Origin of the sequence: Gulosibacter sp., assembly GCF_052090685.1 — a bacterium.
Classification (GTDB): domain Bacteria; phylum Actinomycetota; class Actinomycetes; order Actinomycetales; family Microbacteriaceae; genus Gulosibacter.
The window spans coordinates 111795-130675 of sequence record NZ_JBQDBE010000007.1 but is presented as its reverse complement, the minus strand read 5'-3'; the positions used below and the strand labels follow the sequence as shown (position 1 = coordinate 130675).

Genomic DNA, 18881 nt, shown 5'->3' with positions numbered 1-18881 from the left:
AGGCGGTGCTGGCGGCTGATCGCAGGATCCACCGCAAGCACCGTATCGACGCACACGAACGCTTCGGTACCCTCGAAAAGTGACCACCGCATCCGAGACACGAAACCCAGCGAACGAGCGTGCGGGGAGCCACCAGGCGCTCAAACCGCGGTGGCTCGCGCGCGAAGAACCGCGGCAGTGGATCGCGAGCGTCCCGGCGCTCGCGGTGATTGCTTTGGTCACCGGGATCATCACCGATGCGGATGCAATCACGGGCTGGCGGACACTGTTTCAGCAGATGGCAGTGCAGCTCATCATTCTGTACGGGCTCATGCTCCTGTTGAACTCGGTGCTGTACTTCGCACTCACCGCGTACGCGTTCCGCGGTCTCAGCGGCAAGGAACTCGCGTTTGTCGCTCGAGCTTCCGCGCCGAGATCTCATGCCGAAGCGCAGCGCATTAAGCGATATGGTCTGGATGAGGTCAGGGTCGCGATCGGAGCGGGCATGCTGTCGCTCGCGACCGTTGTACTGCTGTTGGTCGGCCCGGGAATTCGGGATGCGCCGGTTGCGACATTGGGCACTCTTGGCGCAGTGGTCGGGTCGTGGTTGTTGATCATCCTTGGGTTTGCCGTGCGCTATCTGCGCGAGTGGGCAATCAGCGACGCGATCTCCTTCCCAGACAACATCGACCCGCTGAAACTCACGGACTTCGGCATGCTCTCAGTGCAAATGTCCACCGCGTACGGCTTCGGGAACGCTGCGTTGCGCACGACGTCGGTGCGCCGGGCTGCGCTGGCCCACAATGTGCTCGGCTACATCTTCAACACCGTGATTATTGCGTTGGTGATCTCGGTGGCGTTGCCGGCGGTCGTGTAGCAGCGCGTAACGTCCCGATTGGGGTCTCAGTCGGCGCCATGTGCCCCAACAAGATGCCATCGCGTGTTTCTACGCCCCAATAGGGAGATCCAATTCTCGTAGGAGATGAGCCCTTCGCGTCTAATCAGGCTCTCGGTAGACTTAAACCATGTCCACGATCGATGCCACACCCGAGACACTCGCTCTCCGCGAGCTGTTGGATGCGCGTCGCACCGAGTTCCAGGAGCTGTTGGCAAAGTACTCGGCAACTAACCCCAGGCTCTTCGGTTCAGTCGCCAAAGGTACCGCGCAGGTGAACAGCGACATCGACATCCTCGTGGAAATGGACCCGGCCGATGGCAACATACTTATGCGAGCATCCGGCCTCATGGAGGAGACGCGCATCTTGTACGGACGCGACGACATCGACATCTTCCCGGCGCAGCTACTGAGGCAGCCGATTTCTGAAGCCGCGCTCGCGGACGCGATTTCATTGTGACTCGCAGTGCAGAACAGCGCGTCGCTGACATTCTGCGTTCGCAAATCCCGATTGGGGTCTCAGCCGATGCCATGTGCCCCAATAAGGCGCCATCGCTCTGTCCTGGACCCCACTAGGGATTTTGCAGGTACGGTTCGAGCGATGCAGTGGCCGCTGAAGTGATTTCAGCGCTGCTAAAGCGACGCAGGAAGGCCTGAAGCGGCGCGTGCACCACCGAAGTGATACACGCGCCGCTCAGGCAATAACTGCAGTCGAAAACCTACGGCTGCAGGCGGTTCGGCCCGCGGAAGAGGTAGGTCACCTCGCGCAGGTTCGGCTGGTGCAGCATCAGCATCAGCATGCGCGACAGCCCCATGCCGAAGCCACCGTGCGGGGGAGCACCGTAGCGGAAGAAGTCGAGGTAGAAGTCGAGCGACTTCGCATCCATGCCCTTGTCGGCAATCTGCGCGATAAGGGGGTCAATGCGGTGCTCACGCTGCGCGCCGGTCGAGATCTCGACGCCGTTCCACACGAGGTCGTATGACTTTGTGAGCGTCGCGTCGTTCTCGTGACGCATGTGGTAGAACGGGCGAATCGATGCGGGGTAGTCGGTGAGGAACACGAACTCGCTGCCGTGCTCTTCGAGTGCCCAGCGGCCAATCTCGCGCTCGCCTTCAGGGTCCATGTCGAGGTCCTGGCGTTCGAACTTGTGGCCGCGCGACTCCACGATCTCGCGCGCCTCAAGAAGAGGGACGCGCGGGAACGGGTTCTCGGGCAGATTGATCTCGACATCAAACTGCGCCTTGATCGCGTCACCGTGGCGCTCCTTCACTGCGGTGAGTGCGGTGCGGATGAGTTCTTCCTGCATGTCCATGACATCGGCGTGCGACTCGATCCATGACAGCTCTGCATCCACCGAAGTGAACTCGGTCGCGTGGCGCGAGGTGAACGAAGGGTCGGCACGGAATGCGGGACCGATCTCGAACGCGGCGCCGAAGCCAGCCGACTGCGCCATCTGCTTGAAGAACTGCGGCGACTGCGCGAGGTAGGCGACGCCGTCGAAGTATTCGACCTTGAAGAGCTCCGCGTTCGATTCCGACGCGGTGGCCATGAACTTCGGCGTGAAAATCTCGATGTAGTCGCGGTCGTACCAGTAGTTGCGCATCGCGTGCGTCATCGTGGTCTGCGCGCGGAACATCACGTTGTTGCGCTCGGTGCGCAGGTCGAGGAAGCGCCAGTCGAGACGCTTATCGATGGATGAGTCATCCGCAATCGGAGTCTCCGGGTCAGCTTCCGACTCCACCGTGATCGACGAAACCTTAACCTCGAGCCCGCCGAGCTTGACCCGCTCATCCTTCTTAAGGTCACCCTCGACGGTGAGCATCGTGCCCTGAGCAAGATTTGAAATCTGATCGCTGATCGTTTCGCGACCCTCACTGCGCGGATTCACAATCTGGCAAGCGCCAGTCTCATCGCGAAGCACGACGAACTGCACTTTCTTTTGGTCACGGACGGTGTCTACCCAGCCCTGGATTTTGACGGGACCGTCTTCGAGAGCGGCGAGTGCATTAATGAGGGTACGTTCAGTCACCCGTCCACCTTAGCGCCAGCAAGCGACACCGCGCGAGATGGGTGCCAAGGCCGTGCGTGCGCGACGAACGCGCGTCTGGGTCTCGCAAGCGATCGTGCGCGCGATGTCGCAGTGTCGGTGGACGACCGTAGACTTGCAGTATGAAGGCGCAGCGCATCCATCTTGTTCGCCATGGTGAAGTATTTAACCCCGACGGTGTGCTTTACGGTCGCCTCCCAAACTTCGGGCTCAGCGACAAGGGCCGACGGATGGCGCAGCTTGCTGCCGATGATCTGCAGGCGCGGGAGGTGCCAGCAGTGCGCCTCGTGGTGTCGCCGCTGCAACGTACCCGGGAGTCGGCAGAACCGATCGCGGAAGCGCTCGGCTTGGAACCGATTATTGATGACCGCGTGGTGGAGCCCTGGAACAGTTTTGAAGGCCAACGGATGCGCGGCCGCGATTCGACGCTACTCAAGCCGCGTAGTTGGCCGCTTTTGACGCGACCGTGGCTGCCCAGCTGGGGCGAGCCCTTTACCGAGGTTCGCGACCGGATGCGCGATTCCTTGCTCGAACATGCGCTCGCCGCGAAATCAGACCCACGAACGATTGACGAGACGGACCCGTATGCAGCGGCAGATGTTATCGTTGTGTCTCATCAGCTGCCGATCTGGATGGTGCATCGCGCGGTTACCCATCAACCGCTGGCACACAACCCGTCCAAGCGCCGATGCTCCCTTTCGAGTATTACGGTGCTCGAATACCATCCCGCAACCGGATTCACCGAAGCCGGATACCGCGAACCGGCAGCAAGTGAACTCGCTTCAGCGACCGATCAGGGAGCCGTGTGACCAACCGAATTCGCCGTTATCGACGTGGCCTCGCCATTGCCTTGAGTGCCGCAGCGGCCTTCACCCTCTCCGGCTGCGCCAACGACACCTTTGCCGAACAGTACGCGGCGGATGCGGAGCAGGGCTACGTCGCCGGTGACGGCTCGTGGGAGGTATATCCGCAAGCGGAGCGCGCGCAGCCGGTCTCCTATGAGGGCACCGTGGAATCGGGCGACACCGTCGGCAGTGCGGACTACGAGGGCGAAGTGGTCGTCATGAACTTTTGGTACGCCGCCTGCCCGCCGTGCCGCATTGAGGCGCCCGACCTCGAGCAGGTCAATCAGGACTATGCCGATGCGGGTGTGAACTTCATCGGCGTCAACGTCTACGATCAGGCTCCCACCGCGACATCCTTCAACGAGGAATTTGGGATCACCTACCCCTCCATCCTTGACGTCGAAACCGCATCCGTTCGACTCGCCTTCTCTGACAACGTGCCGCCGCAAGCGATCCCGTCAACGCTCGTGATCGATAAGAACGGTTCGGTGGCGTCGGTGATTCGCGGTGTCGCTGATCCCTCGGTGCTCAGCGAAATGATCGACACGGTGCTCGAAGAGCAGGCACAGTGATTATCGAGCTCGCCGCCTCGGCGGGCACCACGCTTGCCGCGGGCCCGGGCGAAACGATCATGAGCGGGCAGCTGCTCGTGGCGTTGCCGCTCGCGCTCCTCGCCGGGTTTGTCTCCTTCGCGTCCCCCTGCGTGCTCCCCGTGATTCCCGGCTACGTCGGGATGCTCGGGGCAGTTTCGGCACCGCCGGAGCCGAAAAGCAAAGCGGGTGCGACCGGCGGCCAGGATGCATCCGATGCCGCGGGCACAGGCTCGAACACCAGTGGCGGCTCGGCCTCGGCAACGAGCGCAGGCGCGGCAACCGCCACCGCAATCAAATCCCCTGCACGCAGCCGCGTCGCGATCGGCGCCACGCTGTTCGTGCTCGGCTTCTCGGTGATTTACGTCTTAACGGGCGCCGTATTCGGCCAGCTCGGCGTATTCTTCATGCGCTATCAGGACCCAATCATCCGGATTCTCGGCGTCCTCGTGATCCTGATGGGTCTCGTGTTCATTGGCATGGCCGGTCCCTGGCAACGCACCATTAAGTTCAAGAATGCCCCGGCGGGGCTCGTAGGTGCGCCAATTCTCGGTGCGATTTTCGCGCTCGGCTGGGCGCCGTGCCTCGGCCCGACGCTCGTCGCAATCCAGACCCTGTCCTTTGACGCCGCATCCCCCGGCCGCGGCGCCCTGCTCGCCTTCGTCTACTGCCTCGGCCTCGGCATCCCCTTCATCATTGCTGCCGTGGGCTGGAATGCGGCGACTCGCTGGGTCGGCTGGCTTAAGCGACATATCCGCACGATCAACCTCATCGGCGGCGGCATCATCGTTCTCATCGGACTGCTGATGGTGTTCGGCATTTGGCAGCAGTTCGTGTCCTATATCGGAGCAATACTTCCCGGCTATGTCGCGCCCATCTGATCACATTGACGCGGGTAAAGAAGGCTTCGAATCCCGCGATGCCCGCCCGAAATCCGGCAAAACCAGCCCCGTAGTGACCGCGCTGCGGGGGCTTTGGGCATGGCTGACGAGCATGCGCACCGCGATCATCCTGTTGCTGATGCTCGCGCTTGCCGCAGTACCCGGATCGCTCTATCCGCAGCGCTCGAGCGACCCCAACGGGGTCACGGTGTACTTCAACGAGAACCCCGACACCGCGCCGATGCTCGATGACTGGGGCATGTTCGACGTCTACTCGACCTGGTGGTTCTCGTCGATCTACATCCTCCTGTTCGTCTCACTCGTGGGCTGCATCCTGCCTCGAACGAGCCACCACCTCAAGGCGCTGCGTTCCAAGCCACCGCGCACCCCGGCACGACTGTCGCGGCTCGATGCCTACGCGAAACTGCAGCTCGACGAACAATGGGTCGGTCGCGAAGGCGAGATCATCGACAGCGCCCGCGGCACGCTCAAGTCGAGCCGCTACCGCACCGAAATCTATGACTCGGGCAAGCGCGGGCTCTCCGTCTCCGCGGAGCGCGGCTATGTGCGAGAAACCGGCAACCTGATTTTTCACATCGCAATGCTCGGCGTGATTCTGTCGGTGGGCTTCCTTTCTGGATTCAGCTGGCACGGCCAACGCGTGCTGGTCGAAGGCCAGACCTTCGTCAACGGCCTGGTGAGCTATTCATCCTTCAACCCCGGCCGCTTTTTCTCGCCCGATCAGCTCTCGCCGTTTTCGCTGCAGCTCAATGACCTCGACGTCACCTATGAGACAGAGAATCCCAACGCGATCGGCATCCCGCTCGACTACACCGCGCACGTCACGGTGCAGCGGCCCGGCGAAGAACCGACCGAAGATACGGTGCGGGTGAATGACCCGCTGCGGCTCGACGGCGCCGACACCTACCTGCTCGCGAACGGCTATGCGCCGACCATCACGGTCAGGGACGCGGAGGGGAACGAGGTCTTTCGGGATTCGGTTGCGTTCATTCCGCAGGACTCCTTCCTCACCTCAACCGGTGTCGTGAAAGTTCCGGATGGGCTCGACGAGCAGGTCGGATTCCTCGGCTTCTTCTATCCGACAGCCATGGAGCTGTCCTCAGGAGCGTTGACCTCGAGTCACCAAGACCTGCTGGATCCGGTCCTCACCTTCAATGTGTACACGGGGGATCTCGGGCTCGATTCGGGTATGCCAGTCTCGGTATACAGCCTCGATACCACCGGACTCGAGCAGATCGCCGGTGGCGACACCGACGTGGCGGCACTGGAACTGCGACCAGGCGACACCGTGGAGCTCCCGAACGGCCTGGGCACAATGACGCTCGATGAAGAAATCCCGCGGTACGCATCCTTCGACGTGCATCGCGACTACACACGCGTACCGGTCGCTACCTTCGTCTTCCTCGCCATCGGCGGCCTCGTCACTTCGCTGCTGGTGCCGCGTCGCCGCGTGTGGATCAAGGTCACGCGCAATGCGGACGGACTCCTCCTCGAATTCGCCGGTCTCGCGCGCGGTGAAGACCCGCAGCTTGCCCGCGCGGTCAACGAAATAGTCGACATCCAGACCGGAAAGCTCGTATCTTTGAGGACAGCACCGGCTAAGGCCGGAAACGGAAAGACAGGGAATTGACCGAAACGCTTTCGAACTGGTCGAACACAGCGCTCTATATCGCGATCGTGATCTACGCGGTAGCGTTTGTGGCCTTCACGCTCGACCTTGCGGGTCGTGGCTCGCAAAAGAAGGATGCTGCCGCCAAGAAATCGGCGGCGGGCGCCACGTCGCGCTCACGACAGCTGGTTGGCGCTGCGGCGGCCACCGAAGCCTCCGCGGGTGGCACCGAACTCGACGAATCCTCGGATACCGTCACCGCCGCATCCTCAGGAACTGCTGCGGACGCCGGCATTATCGGCGCGAGCGCTGCCTCCAGCACGATTGGTGCATCGAATAAGGGCGATGTGCGCTGGCGTGACCGACGCAACACGATCTTCTTGCCGATCGCGATGATGCTCACTGTGCTGGCCTTCGTCGCGCACCTCGTGGCGACGGTCCTGCGCGGTATCGCTGGGGAGCGAGTCCCGTGGTCGAATATGTTCGAGTACTCGCTGACCTCGGGACTGCTCATTGTCGCGGTGTTCCTCGCCGTGCAGTTCTGGCAGGACCTGCGCTTTCTCGGTACGTTCATTACCGGCTTTGTGACGCTCACGCTCGGTGTCGCCACGATCAGCTTCTACGTGGACGTGGTGCCGCTGCAGCCCGCGCTGCAATCGTGGTGGCTGGTGATCCACGTCTTTGTGGCCTCGCTCGGAACTGGCTTCCTCGCGCTTGGTTTTGGCCTTTCGGTGCTGCAACTCGTGCAGGAACGCCGCGAGAAGAGGATCCGTGCGGGGGCCGCGAGCAAGCGCGGAATGCTCTCCGCGATGCCCAGCTCCGAACGCCTCGAAGACCTTGCGTTCCGCGTCAACGTCATCGGCTTCATTTTCTGGACCTTCACGCTCGTCGCCGGTGCAATCTGGGCAGAACGGGCCTGGGGCCGCTACTGGGGTTGGGACACCAAGGAAGTCTGGACCTTCATTATTTGGGTGGTCTACGCCGGATACCTGCACGCTCGCGGCACGCGCGGCTGGCGCGGGGCGCCCTCGGCCTGGCTATCGATCGTCGGCTTCCTCACCGTCATCTTCAACTTCGGTATCGTCAACGTCTTCTTCGAAGGCCTGCACGCCTATTCGGGCATGTAGCCGAGCTCACTGACCTGATTTACGCATCCGCGCGCGCCACGAGAATCTCGTAGCAGGCGCGGATGCGTTCATGCCACCAGTTCTCGCGTTTTCCGGATGCTCGATGCTCAAGCAGCAGCGACTCACGGGGGAGCGCGGGGGCGAGCGAAATCTCGCCGTGCACCGGTCTCCGCGGCGTCTGGAGGACATCGGCCGCGAAGAGTGAAACCGTGCCGAGACCGGCCGCGAAGTGTGGCTCCGGCAGCCGCGCCGCCAGCTGCGCTCCCATCACAATCCCCACCGAAGTGTCGAGCGCGCTCGACACCGTCGCGGTCAGCCCAGCATCCTGAACCACCTGCGTGGCCTTTCGGATGCCGCCGAGCGGTTGTGCCTTCACGATGACGTGGTCGGCTGCACCAGCCTTCGCGACCGCGGCGGGGTCGGAGGCCTTCCTGACCGACTCATCGGCCGCGATCGGCGTACCCAGGTCACGGATGCGCTGCCGCAGCTCAGCGAGTTCGGGGACCGTGGCCACGGGCTGTTCTGCGTATTCGAGGAGGATGCCTTTCGCGTGGATTTCTCGCAGCGCGGTCTCCGCTTCGTCAACGCGCCAGCCGCCATTGGCGTCGATTCGAAGCGCGGCTTCGGGGAGCGTAGCCTTGACCGCCTGGATGCGCTCGAGGTCCTCGCGAAGCGTCTGACCGCGTTCCGCAACCTTGATCTTCACGGTTCGGCAGCCATCGAAGCGCGCGAGCACGCCCGGGACCGCCTCGGGAGCGACCGCCGGCACCGTTGCGTTCACCGCGACGCTGCCAGTTGCACGTCGCTCGAGCCAAGGATCGAAGCCGTACTCGATAGCGGCCGCGAGCCAAGTGACTGCCTCATCGGGCTCGTATTCGAGGAAGGGCGAGAACTCGGTCCAGGCTTCGGTGCCTTCGATGATCGCCGCCTCGCGTTCGGTAACGCCGCGGAACTTCGTGTTGAGCGGCAACGACACGATACGCGTGCGCTCGAGCAGGTCCGACAACGTTGGAAGCATGATTTCAATCATGCCGGACGCCCTTGAGTGCGTCTGATCTTGGCTCAGGTTCTGAGTAGATCGTGCGCTGTGGATAACTCATTCGCTTCTTGGTGCCGGTCGATTATGTTCGTGGAGTCGGTCGCTCAGCGTCGGATGCATCGGTTCTGTTAGGTGCGTCGCGCTCGACCGCGCTGAAAGGGGCAGGATGCACGGGGCTGACGGAGTGCGAAAGATTGATCTGGGAGCGCGGTTGCGCGGCCAAGCGGATGGCGTAGTTCACCGTGCGTTCAGCGGGCCTGTGGCTGCCGCTGGAATTGTTGTTGCGCTGCTTGCCGGATGTGCTGCAGGTGAACCGGCTCCGAGCGAAACCGTGGCGAATGCGGAACAGGTGACCGCGCCTGAAACCGAGGTTGCCGAATCGACTGCTGCACCGGAGCTGAGCGACGATGAAGCGCTCGCGGTGGCTGTGGAGACGTATGAGGAGTACTTGGCTATTAGTGGTGAGCTCATCGATACGCAAGGTGAGAACTTCGATGCTTTAGAAGCAATCACGACTAGCAACATGGGAGAGGCAAACAGCGAAGCATTGGAGCAGGCTCAATCGGGAATTTTCTCGACAGAAGGTCAGATTCCCGTAACCAAGAGCGAACTAGTGGAGAACAAAACAAGTCAAATTGATGTCCTTCTTTGCATAGACCTTTCGCAGTCTGCGACGCTTGACCAAAACGGTGAGCAAGTTGGTCCGGACCGTACTGGGCTCATGGATGCCATTTACGTGAGAGTGGCCTCAATTGGTGGCGTCTACAAAATCGACCGGAGTGACTCGTGGACGCAATCCGAATTTTGCTAGCTCTAATCTGTGCGGGATGCTTTTTGGTCGCAACTCCAAACATAGCCAGCGCCAATGGAGACACCTGTGACGGCGGGAGCAGCTGGTTTGGAGCTTGCACCCACAACGACGGATCCTCCGTCTCAGTCGAGTACAACGAGTCGTACAATTCACCATCCTCGAACAACGGCGGCGGCAGCAACTCGGGTTCCAACTCGGGCGGCGGCGGAGGCAGCGCAGGGCGCGAAGAATGCGCGAACGTAGCCGAAACCGCATCCGACCGGTGTCAGGGATATCTCTTCCGCCCCGGCGATCCATCCTCACCCTCAGCGTCGTCCGGACCGACGCTCCCGACGTCATTTTCCGTCAACGACATCCTCAACATTGTTCCGCAGACACCGACACTCAACATGGAACCGAACGGCTGGGGCCTACTCGGCCAACCGGTCAATTTCTGGGTCGATGCATCCACACACCGCGTGAACGGCACGCTGCTCGGCCACCCCGTGCAGGTGCAGTTCCGACCGCAAAGCGTCCGTTGGGACTTCGGCGATGGCAACAGCTGGTCGACCAACTCGCTCGGCTCAAGCTGGGCCGCACAGGGACTCCCCGAACTCTCCGACACCGCGACGAGCCACCGCTACACCGAACGCGGCGAAGTGACCGTGACCGCCGTCGTCTCGTACTCCGCAACGGTCTTTATCGCCGGGACGAGCATCCCCGTCACCGGCTACGTGATGGCCACCTCGACCAGTCTCACCTTCGAACTCTACGAACAATCCACTGTTCTGATACCAAATCCATAAAATCAACTGGTCAAGCAAGCAAGACAAGCTCGGATGCGCGTGACTAGACTGGCGGAATTGCAGCAACGCTGCGCTCGAGAACATAAAAGGATCCAAACGTCAGATGTCGACCGCTCGCATAGAGGAAACCTCCACGGCGCCCCAGTATCGTCACGCCAGCGATATCCCAGTGCCGTGGGCCGAGCAGATGCTCAGCCCATTCCGCTGGAAGGTAGGACACTGGGCATTTTTCGGCGCGGTACTCACCCTCGTTGCAGACATCATGGTGGGGCTGTACCTCTTCAACTTCTTCGGTATTGCGCGGCAATTTGAGCTGCAGATGTGGATCACGATCGCCGGCATCCTCGGGTTCATAAGCATCGCGGCAGCCCTCTACGCCATCGTGTTCAAGTCGGGCCGAGGAACCGGAATCTTCGCCTTCATTTGTGCCTTCATTGTCGGTGCACCGCCAGCCTGGCTCGTCGGCAACACGATCATCCAATTCTTCGCCAACGGCGGCACACTGCCCGACGCACCCATCAACTGGTAGCTTCAGCGCCACGAATCTGCGGCGGCAACGCGATACCGTAGGCACATGAGCCACGACACCGTTTCCGATATCTTCGACCCCTCGCGCTGGCGCGAAGTCGAAGGGTTCGACTTCGAAGACATCACCTACCACCTCGACACCTCTGGCCGAATTGCGCGCGTCGCCTTCGACCGTCCCGAGGTGCGGAACGCTTTCCGGCCGCAAACCGTGGACGAGCTCTACCAGGCGCTCGATAACGCACGTCAAAACTCCAAGGTCGGCGTCGTGCTGCTCACCGGCAACGGACCAAGCCCCAAGGACGGCGGACACTCCTTCTGCTCGGGAGGTGACCAGCGCATCCGCGGTCGCGACGGCTACCAATACGCCGAAGGCGAGACCGCCGAAACCGTCGATCCGGCACGCTCGGGCAGACTCCACATCCTCGAGGTGCAGCGACTCATCCGCTTCATGCCCAAAGTCGTGATCTCGCTCGTAAACGGTTGGGCCGCCGGTGGCGGACACTCACTCTACGTTGTGACCGATCTTTCGGTCGCGTCGAAAGAACACGCACAGTTCAAGCAGACGGATGCGGACGTCGGCTCCTTCGACGCCGGTTACGGTTCCGCATATTTTGCGAAGCAGGTCGGCCAAAAATTCGCCCGTGAAACCTTCTTCCTCGCCGAAACCTATGACGCGCAACGTGCCTACGAAATGGGTGCCGTCAACCGCGTCGTACCGCACGCGGAACTCGAAGCAGAGGGGTTGAGGATGGCCGAGACCATCCTCACCAAATCACCCACCGCCATTCGGATGCTCAAGTACGCATTCAACGCGGTCGACGATGGCTTGGTCGGCCAACAGATCTTTGCCGGTGAGGCAACCCGCCTCGCTTACGCCAGCGACGAGGCAGTTGAAGGGAAGGATGCGTTTCTCGAGAAACGCGATCCGGACTGGTCCGCCTTCCCCTGGCACTACTAACACCACCACAAGACGAGGCGATCACCATGGTTCGAGAACTGATTACCGTCTCCGCGGACGACCCGCTCGCAGTCATGCGTGCACTCGACGACGCGATGATCGGAGCGGGACCCGCGATTTTACCGGTGCCTGACGAGATCGCTGTCCAGCACATCCCACTGCCACAGCTGCCCGCGGATGCCCCGGAGGACGTCGTTGCCGTCATCGAAACGAGCGGTTCGACTGCAAAGCCGAAGCGCGTGATGCTCACCGCGCGGGCGCTGCGGGCATCCGCCTCCGCCACCTATGAGCGACTCGATGCGCTCGCGGCCGACCGCGGCATCAATGTTGATGAGGCCTTCCCTACTCGGCAGTGGCTGCTGTGCCTACCGGCGCACTACGTGGCCGGGCTGCAGGTGCTTGCACGCTCCCTGCAGGCGGGCACGCGACCGCTCGTCTACACCGCTGAGCACTTTGACGTGCTGTACTTCGAAGAGCTTGCCGCGAAGCTCGACGGCGAGCGACGATACGTCTCGCTCGTGCCGGTGCAACTGCATCGGCTCGTTGAATCGGTCACGAGCGAGGAATTTTCCTTCGTGGAGCGCGAACGTATTTCGGCGCGCATGGGACGATTCGACGGAATCCTCGTGGGCGGGCAGTCCGTGCCGGCACATATTGTCAAGACTGCGCGCGAATACGGCTGGCCGATCGTCATGACCTACGGTTCCAGCGAAACTGCCGGCGGCTGCGTCTACAACGGCGTACCCTTGCGCGGTGTTTCCGCTCGACTGGAAGACGGTGAGATTTGGCTCGCTGGACCGATGCTCGCAGCAGGATATCTCGATGACCCTGAGCGGAACGCAGCCACGTTCGTCGACGCGGACGGCCAACACTGGTACCGCACGAGTGACGCCGGGACGGTGGATCCAGCGTACGACCCGGAAACTGCGCGCGGACAAGTGCCTACGCAGCGCATTTCGGTGACCGGACGGATGGACAACGTCATCATCTCGGGCGGCATCAAAGTGAACCTCGATGAGGTGGAGCGAATCGTCCAGCGCATCCCGGGGTTTGAGACCGCGGTGGCCGTTGCGGTGCCGAGCGAGGAATGGGGACAGTCCGTGGCAATCGCGGTGGCGGGTGGCGCTGGCACTGGGCCTGGCGCTGGTACCGGGACTGGCGCTGGTACTGACGCTGGGGCAGCCACGGATGAAGCCGCGGCCGACACTGGAACCGAAACCGAAACCGAAGGCGAAGCCGAAGCCGCCGACCTCGCCACCCTGCGTGACGCGACAGCCGGACTGGGGTCCGCTGCCAGGACGACCCGGTGCATCCGTCTCGAAGAACTACCGCGACTCGCAAGCGGCAAGCCCGACCGCGTGGCAATCACGCGGCTTGTTGCGGAACGGCCCTAACGAACCTCACGCCACGCGGCACCGAGGCGAGCGGCACCTTCACGAAGGGCCGCCTCGTCGAGCTCACAGAACGAGAGGCGGAACGTGTTGGCCAATCGGGGCACCTGGTCAGGCGACGCCGCAAACCAGTCGCCCCGCTGATAACTGAGATCGGCACGCTGGGCAGCCTGAAAGAGTGCCTCAAAATCAAGGTCATCCTCGAGCCAGGCCCAGAGGAAAAAGCCACCGTGCGGCTCCACCCATTGGATGCGCTCGCCAAACTGTTCGCGCAGGGCATCCTGCAGCGTTTGCGCCTTCTGCTGATACCGCGCGCCGGCGGCGATATTCGACTCGGTGTAACCGGGGTCGGTGATGATGCGACGCACGAGTTCCTGCACGAGACCGCTGCTGTGACCATCCAGACGGTTCCGGAGCCGTGCGTACGAGGCGGTATGACCCTCGGGAAGACCCAGCCAGCCGAGCCGCGTGCCCGGCCCGAGCGTTTTCGAGAAAGAATTGATGAGCACCGTGCGATCGGTATCGATGAGCGCGGGTCGAGGCCGAGGCCGCTCACCAGAAAACGACAGTTCGCGGTAGGGATCGTCAGCAATGACGGTGAATCCGTAGTGCTCCGCTAATTCGACCAGCTTGCGTTCTCGCTCGGGGGAGAGCGTTGCGCCGGTCGGATTGTGGAAGGTCGGCACCGTAAACACCGCTTTCGGGCGCAGCCCGGACCGCAATTGCGCCTCGAGCGCATCCGTGTCGAGCCCCGCCGCATCCACCGGCACCGAGACGATCTTGACGCGCACCAGGTCGAGGTTGCGAAGAAACAGCGGATAGACCGGCGCATCCACCGCGACCGTATCGCCGTCGTTGAAGAGCGCGAGTGCCGTCAGCGCGGTGCCATTCGCGCCGCCGGTGGTCACGAGCACGCGCTCAGGATCGATCCCTTCACGCGCGCCGATCGCCTCGCGGAGCGAATCGAGGCCGGCCGCGTTCGAGTATTTCAGGGCCGTGGCGGTGTTGGCTGGATCCTCGAAGAGTTCCGCCGCGGCCCGCTTGAACAGGTGCGTGGGGAGGAGATCGACGTCCGGATTCCCGCCGCCCAGATTGATGACGCCCGCGCCCTGGCGGATGAGTGAGGCATCACCGAACCCCTCGTGGTCGGGGATGCTCGCCAAGAGCTCGCTTGTGCCGTTTGGGGTGTTCGTGGTCATCGTCGGTGTCCTTTGGCGGGATGGGGTGCGTTCTGTCAACGCTACGGATATCCAGGTGTGTAGCCAATCCAAAGCAACCTCAGGCTGAGGTCACCCGCCCAAGACGCCTACAATCTCCATCGTGGCCAAACAGAAGTCGAATAACCCCACCCAGAAACCTCGTCAGCGCGGCAAGGCAGCATCCAAACCGACGGTCGGTGACTGGATCGAGGGCGCGCGCCTGCGAACACTGCCGCTGGCGATCGTGCCGATCGTGCTCGGAACCGCCTCGGCGGTCGCCGCAGTACCGGGGGAGTTCCACTGGCTCCGAGCGCTCGGCGCGCTCGTGGTGGCGCTCGCGCTCCAGATCGGGGTGAACTTCTCGAACGACTACTCTGACGGCATCCGCGGCACCGACGACTACCGCGTCGGCCCGCCACGGCTCACCGGCTCGGGACGGGTGAACCCGAAGGTGGTCCGCAACGTCGCGTTTGTGTTCTTCGGGATCGCGGCGGCCGCCGGCCTCGCGCTCACGATCGTCACGCAGCAGTGGTGGCTGCTGGCCGTTGGCGCGGTCGCGATTCTCGCGGCGTGGTTCTACACCGGCGGCAAGCGGCCGTACGGATACGCGGGGCTGGGCGAGGTGTTCGTCTTCATCTTCTTCGGTCTGGTCGCGACGCTCGGTACCGTCTACGTGCAGATCCTGACCGTGCCGCAAAGCGCGTGGTTGCTCGCGGTCGCCGCCGGACTTTTCTCTTGCGCGGTGCTCATGGTGAACAACATTCGTGACCGCGACACCGACACCCTCGCCGGCAAGCGCACACTCGCAACCCGACTCAGCCTTCGTGGTTCACGAATCTTCTTCGCGGCGTTTGCGCTGCTGCCGTTTGTGATCACCCTGATCTACGGGCTGCTGTACCCGAACGCATTCTTTGCGCTGTTTGCGCTGCTGCTCGTCGTGCCATCAGTGATCATCACCTGCACTTCAGAAGTCGCGAAGGACCTCATTCTTGCGCTCAAACTCGTGTCTATCGGTGCCCTGATTTGGGCTCTGCTCATGGCCTTCGGGTTGTGGTTCCCGGCGTTCGTGTAGCGGTCTGAGCTAGGGCTTCTCGGGGGAGTCGGATGCGGAGGAGTCATCCGCATCCTCTTCAGTCGCGTCCGGCGACTGCGCATCAATATCCGCGTCTTCCTCGATATCGATCGGGCGACGCTCATTCGCGCGCGCCTTCCGCGCTTCCGCGCGTTCCTGGATTGCGCCGCCGATCTCGATCTGCTCGCGGTACAAGAAAATCTGCGAAATTGTGAGGCTCACAATCGCCCCGACAATCACTCCCACGAGCCAGTTCCACTGCCAGGTCGGCAGCACGAGCATGATGATGCCGAAGGGCACGATAAACGCCAGCACGCGAACAAGAATGTAGACGGTCCAGGCACGGGAAGTTTTCATCCCTCCAGTCTACGAAAGTCCACTAACGGGCGCGGTCAGGTGGGAATGACTAGACTCGGGACCTATGTCACGTGCATTGATTATCGGCATCGTTGTAGCCGTCGCGCTCACCATCTACGCGGTGGTGGATTGCGCGATGTTTGATGCCAAGCGCACGAAAGTTATGCAGAAGCCGATCTGGCTCGTCGTGATCCTGCTTATTCCGGTAATCGGTCCCCTTTTGTGGATGTTCATCGGCAAGGGCAGCGGCGAAGGGCTCGGTGGCCGACAGCAGCCCCAGGCGCCACCGGACGACCTGAACTTTATTGCTGATCGCAAGAGCGACAGCGAACACGACGCCCGCATCGCGGAACTCGAAGAGCAGATGCGTCTGCTCGACGAAGAGATTGAGCGTGACCGACAATCAACGATGCGCAATCACCCCTCAAACCACACCGGTACGAATCCGATCATCGTTCCCGAAGACCACGCGCCGAAAGACGCCGGGGATGACTCCGATGACGGTGATGATCGCGGTGACGACAGCAATATCGACACGATCGACCGCGGCAAGCCGGAAGCGGAAACCGAGGACGAAACGAACGGCGACGATGAGGGCCGACGACAGTGAGCGCGGAGCCTGACGGCTCGCCCGCCCTCGGTGTTGCGATTGAACTCCTGGCCACGGCCGTAAACCGCGGCGTGCAGGACATCGTCGTGTGCCCCGGCTCGCGCTCGCAGGCGCTGGCGCTTGTTGCCGCGGAACTCGAGCGAATCGGGTCGATCCGACTCCACGTGCGCCTCGATGAACGGTCGGCAGGGTTCTTTGCGCTCGGCATTGCGCGAGAATCGGCGCGCCCGGTGCCGGTCATCACCACCTCGGGCACGGCGGTGGCGAACCTTCACCCCGCCATGCTCGAAGCACACCACGCGGGCATTCCCCTGATCGCGCTCACCGCCGATCGCCCCGCGGAGCTCGTCGGGACCGGCGCCAACCAAACCACGCAGCAACCCGGCCTATTCGGGGCGCTCGTGCCGTGCGTGTCGCTGCCCGCTCCCGAGGGCATGGAAGCCATTTTCTTGTCGCGCGAAGTCGGCGCGGCGATAGCGGATGCGCGCACGGCCTGGCATTTCAACCTCGCCTTCCGCGAGCCACTCTCGGATGAAGTCCCCGACCTCTCGGAACGCGTCACGATCCGACTCGCAGAGTCCGCCGCGGATGCTGGCGCCGAAACGGTGAGCGAGCAGAGCGCGGCTGCATGGCCGGGAGACGTCGGTGACCGACGCATCCGGGCCGGGATGCCGGGGAAGGGCCTCCCCGCCGACCTTGCCGCCGCGATCGAGCAGGACCTCGCCGCGCACGCGAAGCCGCGCGGGGATCGCGGGGCCGAGCAGGATGCCGGCGCAACCGCCCAGCAGCGGGCAGCAGCAACCGACCGCAATGAGCGGCTCGGCGAATACGGCACCTGGCCGGAGAGTTCCGGGACCGCGCAGAACGTCGACGAGGGTGCTCGTCGTCGCATCGATCTCGACCCCGCCGAATGGCAGCGGGCCCTTGTCATCGCGGGTGACCGTGCCGGAAAGCTCGGCGAACAACTCGCTCGCAAGGGCGGCTGGCCGCTCGTTGCGGAAGTGTCGAGCGGCTCGCGATTCGGTCGCAACGCCATCGCGACCTACCGCGATCTGCTCGGCGAGAACACGCCAATCAAGGCACTCCGCGACTCGATCGAACTCGTCATCGTAGTCGGGCATCCAACCCTGAGCCGTCAGGTGCCGCAACTGCTCGCACGCGAAGGGCTGCGCGTCATTGTGGTTGACGACCCCGCGGTGCCCGTCTATCGGCCCAGCGCGAATGTTGAAGCGGTGGATGAGGTTCGCATCCTCGCTTTTGGCTCGACTACCCACTCGAATGCCGACGAGCAGTACCTCTTGCGCAAAGAGGCGAAGCAGTGGCTCGACGACTGGACTAACGCCGACCATACGCTCTTGCTTGAGCGCGACTCTGACCCGGATGCCCCCAATGTGGCGGCCTCCCGCAGCCAGGATTTCCGTGAGCGTGCCCGATTCGGCAGAGAAGAGCTCGCCGTCTCGCGTGAGCCGGTGACGCGGCAGATGCTTGCCGACAGCATTTGGCGCCTCACGTGGCCGCACGACCGGCTGGTGCTCGCCGCATCCCGACTCATTCGCGATGTCGACGCGCGAGTGCCGGGCAAACGCATCCACGTGCACGCCAACCGTGGGCTCTCCGGCATCGACGGTTCGATCGCCTCGGCGCTCGGCATCGCGCACGCGAGTCAGCATGGGGATGATCCCGCATCCCGGACCGGACAGACGCGGCTGCTTATCGGCGACCTCGCCTTCCTCCACGATGCGAGTTCGCTGCTTGTTCGGCAGGGTGGTGAGGATGCGCCGCGCGTGCAGATCATTGTCGGGAACGACGGCGGCGGGACGATCTTTGATTCGCTCGAGGTCGCTGCTAGCGCCGATCGGGCGGCCTTTGATCGCGTGCAGTACACCCCCGCAAGCGCGAATATTCAGGCGATCGCGGAGGCCTACGGGTGGGCGTATCGGCGGGCGGATACTCGTGGCAAGCTTGAGGAGGCCCTCACCGATCACACCGAGCTGCGCCTCGTGATCGAAGTGCCGCTTTCGCGCTGAGGCGCGGGGCTGCACGGCTGTCGCTTCCGGGCGCCAAGGCCGTCAAAGCCGCTGTCGGTGTCAGTCGCCAGTGCCGCCGATGCCTTTGCGGCGGCTGTCGTCTTGGCCC

General features: G+C 62.8%; 19 protein-coding genes. 15 read left to right on the top strand and 4 right to left on the bottom strand.

Translation table 11 applies throughout. The features are described 5' to 3' along the window. Positions 1-79 precede the first annotated feature (79 nt). Complete coding sequence (locus ACTHXA_RS06400) at positions 80-856, top strand: DUF1345 domain-containing protein (protein ID WP_441670523.1); 777 nt, start codon at positions 80-82, stop codon at positions 854-856. Between the two features lie 148 nt (positions 857-1004). After that, positions 1005-1334, top strand: coding sequence for a nucleotidyltransferase family protein (locus ACTHXA_RS06395; RefSeq protein WP_441670521.1), 330 nt, complete (start codon positions 1005-1007; stop codon positions 1332-1334). A 259-nt stretch (positions 1335-1593) separates the two neighbouring features. On the opposite strand, the gene aspS is transcribed toward ACTHXA_RS06395, so the two are convergent. Further along, on the bottom strand, positions 1594-2904 hold the full coding sequence (gene aspS, locus ACTHXA_RS06390) for an aspartate--tRNA(Asn) ligase (RefSeq protein ID WP_441670519.1): 1311 nt from the start codon (positions 2902-2904) through the stop codon (positions 1594-1596). 140 nt (positions 2905-3044) lie between these two features. Between aspS and ACTHXA_RS06385 the strand changes: the two genes are divergently transcribed. From ACTHXA_RS06385 to ccsB, 5 genes are read left to right on the top strand one after another with little or no spacing between them, the layout of a single operon-like run. Further along, complete coding sequence (locus tag ACTHXA_RS06385; RefSeq protein ID WP_441670517.1) at positions 3045-3731, top strand: histidine phosphatase family protein; 687 nt, start codon at positions 3045-3047, stop codon at positions 3729-3731. Continuing rightward, the gene (locus ACTHXA_RS06380) at positions 3728-4339 is read left to right on the top strand and encodes a TlpA family protein disulfide reductase (RefSeq protein ID WP_441670515.1); all 612 of its coding nucleotides are present in this window, start codon (positions 3728-3730) and stop codon (positions 4337-4339) included. The genes ACTHXA_RS06385 and ACTHXA_RS06380 overlap by 4 nt, the downstream gene beginning before the upstream one ends. Further along, positions 4336-5238 carry a cytochrome c biogenesis CcdA family protein gene (locus ACTHXA_RS06375; RefSeq protein WP_441670513.1) on the top strand — a complete coding sequence of 301 codons (903 nt, stop codon included), beginning with the start codon at positions 4336-4338 and terminating at the stop codon, positions 5236-5238. Before ACTHXA_RS06380 ends, ACTHXA_RS06375 begins: the two co-directional genes overlap by 4 nt. Then, the gene (gene resB, locus ACTHXA_RS06370) at positions 5222-6889 is read left to right on the top strand and encodes a cytochrome c biogenesis protein ResB (protein ID WP_441670511.1); all 1668 of its coding nucleotides are present in this window, start codon (positions 5222-5224) and stop codon (positions 6887-6889) included. Before ACTHXA_RS06375 ends, resB begins: the two co-directional genes overlap by 17 nt. Then, on the top strand, positions 6886-7995 hold the full coding sequence (ccsB, locus tag ACTHXA_RS06365) for a c-type cytochrome biogenesis protein CcsB (protein ID WP_441670509.1): 1110 nt from the start codon (positions 6886-6888) through the stop codon (positions 7993-7995). The genes resB and ccsB overlap by 4 nt, the downstream gene beginning before the upstream one ends. 19 nt (positions 7996-8014) lie before the next feature. Here the strand turns inward: ccsB and ACTHXA_RS06360 are convergent, their stop codons facing one another. Continuing rightward, positions 8015-9025 carry an o-succinylbenzoate synthase gene (locus ACTHXA_RS06360; protein WP_441670507.1) on the bottom strand — a complete coding sequence of 337 codons (1011 nt, stop codon included), beginning with the start codon at positions 9023-9025 and terminating at the stop codon, positions 8015-8017. 175 nt (positions 9026-9200) lie between these two features. Between ACTHXA_RS06360 and ACTHXA_RS06355 the strand changes: the two genes are divergently transcribed. The 5 genes from ACTHXA_RS06355 (at position 9201) to ACTHXA_RS06335 (ending at position 13510) form a co-directional block, all read left to right on the top strand. Next, positions 9201-9845 carry a hypothetical protein gene (locus tag ACTHXA_RS06355; protein ID WP_441670505.1) on the top strand — a complete coding sequence of 215 codons (645 nt, stop codon included), beginning with the start codon at positions 9201-9203 and terminating at the stop codon, positions 9843-9845. Between the two features lie 23 nt (positions 9846-9868). Then, positions 9869-10630, top strand: a complete 762-nt coding sequence (locus ACTHXA_RS06350) for a hypothetical protein (protein ID WP_441670503.1) — start codon at positions 9869-9871, stop codon at positions 10628-10630. 103 nt (positions 10631-10733) lie between these two features. Then, positions 10734-11159 carry a hypothetical protein gene (locus ACTHXA_RS06345; RefSeq protein ID WP_441670501.1) on the top strand — a complete coding sequence of 142 codons (426 nt, stop codon included), beginning with the start codon at positions 10734-10736 and terminating at the stop codon, positions 11157-11159. A 45-nt stretch (positions 11160-11204) separates the two neighbouring features. Next, positions 11205-12116: a 1,4-dihydroxy-2-naphthoyl-CoA synthase gene (locus ACTHXA_RS06340; RefSeq protein WP_441670499.1), complete on the top strand. Its 912-nt coding sequence runs from the start codon at positions 11205-11207 to the stop codon at positions 12114-12116. A 26-nt stretch (positions 12117-12142) separates the two neighbouring features. Beyond that, complete coding sequence (locus tag ACTHXA_RS06335; RefSeq protein WP_441670497.1) at positions 12143-13510, top strand: AMP-binding protein; 1368 nt, start codon at positions 12143-12145, stop codon at positions 13508-13510. Here the strand turns inward: ACTHXA_RS06335 and ACTHXA_RS06330 are convergent. Further along, complete coding sequence (locus tag ACTHXA_RS06330) at positions 13507-14706, bottom strand: aminotransferase-like domain-containing protein (protein WP_441670495.1); 1200 nt, start codon at positions 14704-14706, stop codon at positions 13507-13509. The genes ACTHXA_RS06335 and ACTHXA_RS06330 overlap by 4 nt on opposite strands. Positions 14707-14827: 121 nt before the next feature. On the opposite strand from ACTHXA_RS06330, the gene ACTHXA_RS06325 reads away from it, so the two are divergent. Continuing rightward, positions 14828-15778, top strand: a complete 951-nt coding sequence (locus ACTHXA_RS06325; RefSeq protein WP_441670493.1) for a 1,4-dihydroxy-2-naphthoate polyprenyltransferase — start codon at positions 14828-14830, stop codon at positions 15776-15778. 9 nt (positions 15779-15787) lie between these two features. Here the strand turns inward: ACTHXA_RS06325 and ACTHXA_RS06320 are convergent, their stop codons facing one another. Next, positions 15788-16135: a hypothetical protein gene (locus tag ACTHXA_RS06320; RefSeq protein WP_441670491.1), complete on the bottom strand. Its 348-nt coding sequence runs from the start codon at positions 16133-16135 to the stop codon at positions 15788-15790. Positions 16136-16199: 64 nt separating this feature from the next. On the opposite strand from ACTHXA_RS06320, the gene ACTHXA_RS06315 reads away from it, so the two are divergent. Further along, complete coding sequence (locus ACTHXA_RS06315; RefSeq protein WP_441670489.1) at positions 16200-16745, top strand: PLD nuclease N-terminal domain-containing protein; 546 nt, start codon at positions 16200-16202, stop codon at positions 16743-16745. Continuing rightward, complete coding sequence (locus ACTHXA_RS06310; protein WP_441670487.1) at positions 16742-18772, top strand: thiamine pyrophosphate-binding protein; 2031 nt, start codon at positions 16742-16744, stop codon at positions 18770-18772. Before ACTHXA_RS06315 ends, ACTHXA_RS06310 begins: the two co-directional genes overlap by 4 nt. Positions 18773-18881: the final 109 nt, after the last annotated feature.

Coding starts and splice junctions, on each gene's coding strand:
- ACTHXA_RS06355 (WP_441670505.1), top strand. CDS start 9,201: ATGCACGGGGCTGACGGAGTGCGAAAGATTGATCTGGGAGCGCGGTTG.
- resB (WP_441670511.1), top strand. CDS start 5,222: ATGTCGCGCCCATCTGATCACATTGACGCGGGTAAAGAAGGCTTCGAA.
- ACTHXA_RS06345 (WP_441670501.1), top strand. CDS start 10,734: ATGTCGACCGCTCGCATAGAGGAAACCTCCACGGCGCCCCAGTATCGT.
- ACTHXA_RS06385 (WP_441670517.1), top strand. CDS start 3,045: ATGAAGGCGCAGCGCATCCATCTTGTTCGCCATGGTGAAGTATTTAAC.
- ACTHXA_RS06395 (WP_441670521.1), top strand. CDS start 1,005: ATGTCCACGATCGATGCCACACCCGAGACACTCGCTCTCCGCGAGCTG.
- ACTHXA_RS06360 (WP_441670507.1), bottom strand. CDS start 9,025: ATGATTGAAATCATGCTTCCAACGTTGTCGGACCTGCTCGAGCGCACG.
- ACTHXA_RS06340 (WP_441670499.1), top strand. CDS start 11,205: ATGAGCCACGACACCGTTTCCGATATCTTCGACCCCTCGCGCTGGCGC.
- ACTHXA_RS06330 (WP_441670495.1), bottom strand. CDS start 14,706: ATGACCACGAACACCCCAAACGGCACAAGCGAGCTCTTGGCGAGCATC.
- ACTHXA_RS06335 (WP_441670497.1), top strand. CDS start 12,143: ATGGTTCGAGAACTGATTACCGTCTCCGCGGACGACCCGCTCGCAGTC.
- ACTHXA_RS06315 (WP_441670489.1), top strand. CDS start 16,200: ATGTCACGTGCATTGATTATCGGCATCGTTGTAGCCGTCGCGCTCACC.
- ACTHXA_RS06320 (WP_441670491.1), bottom strand. CDS start 16,135: ATGAAAACTTCCCGTGCCTGGACCGTCTACATTCTTGTTCGCGTGCTG.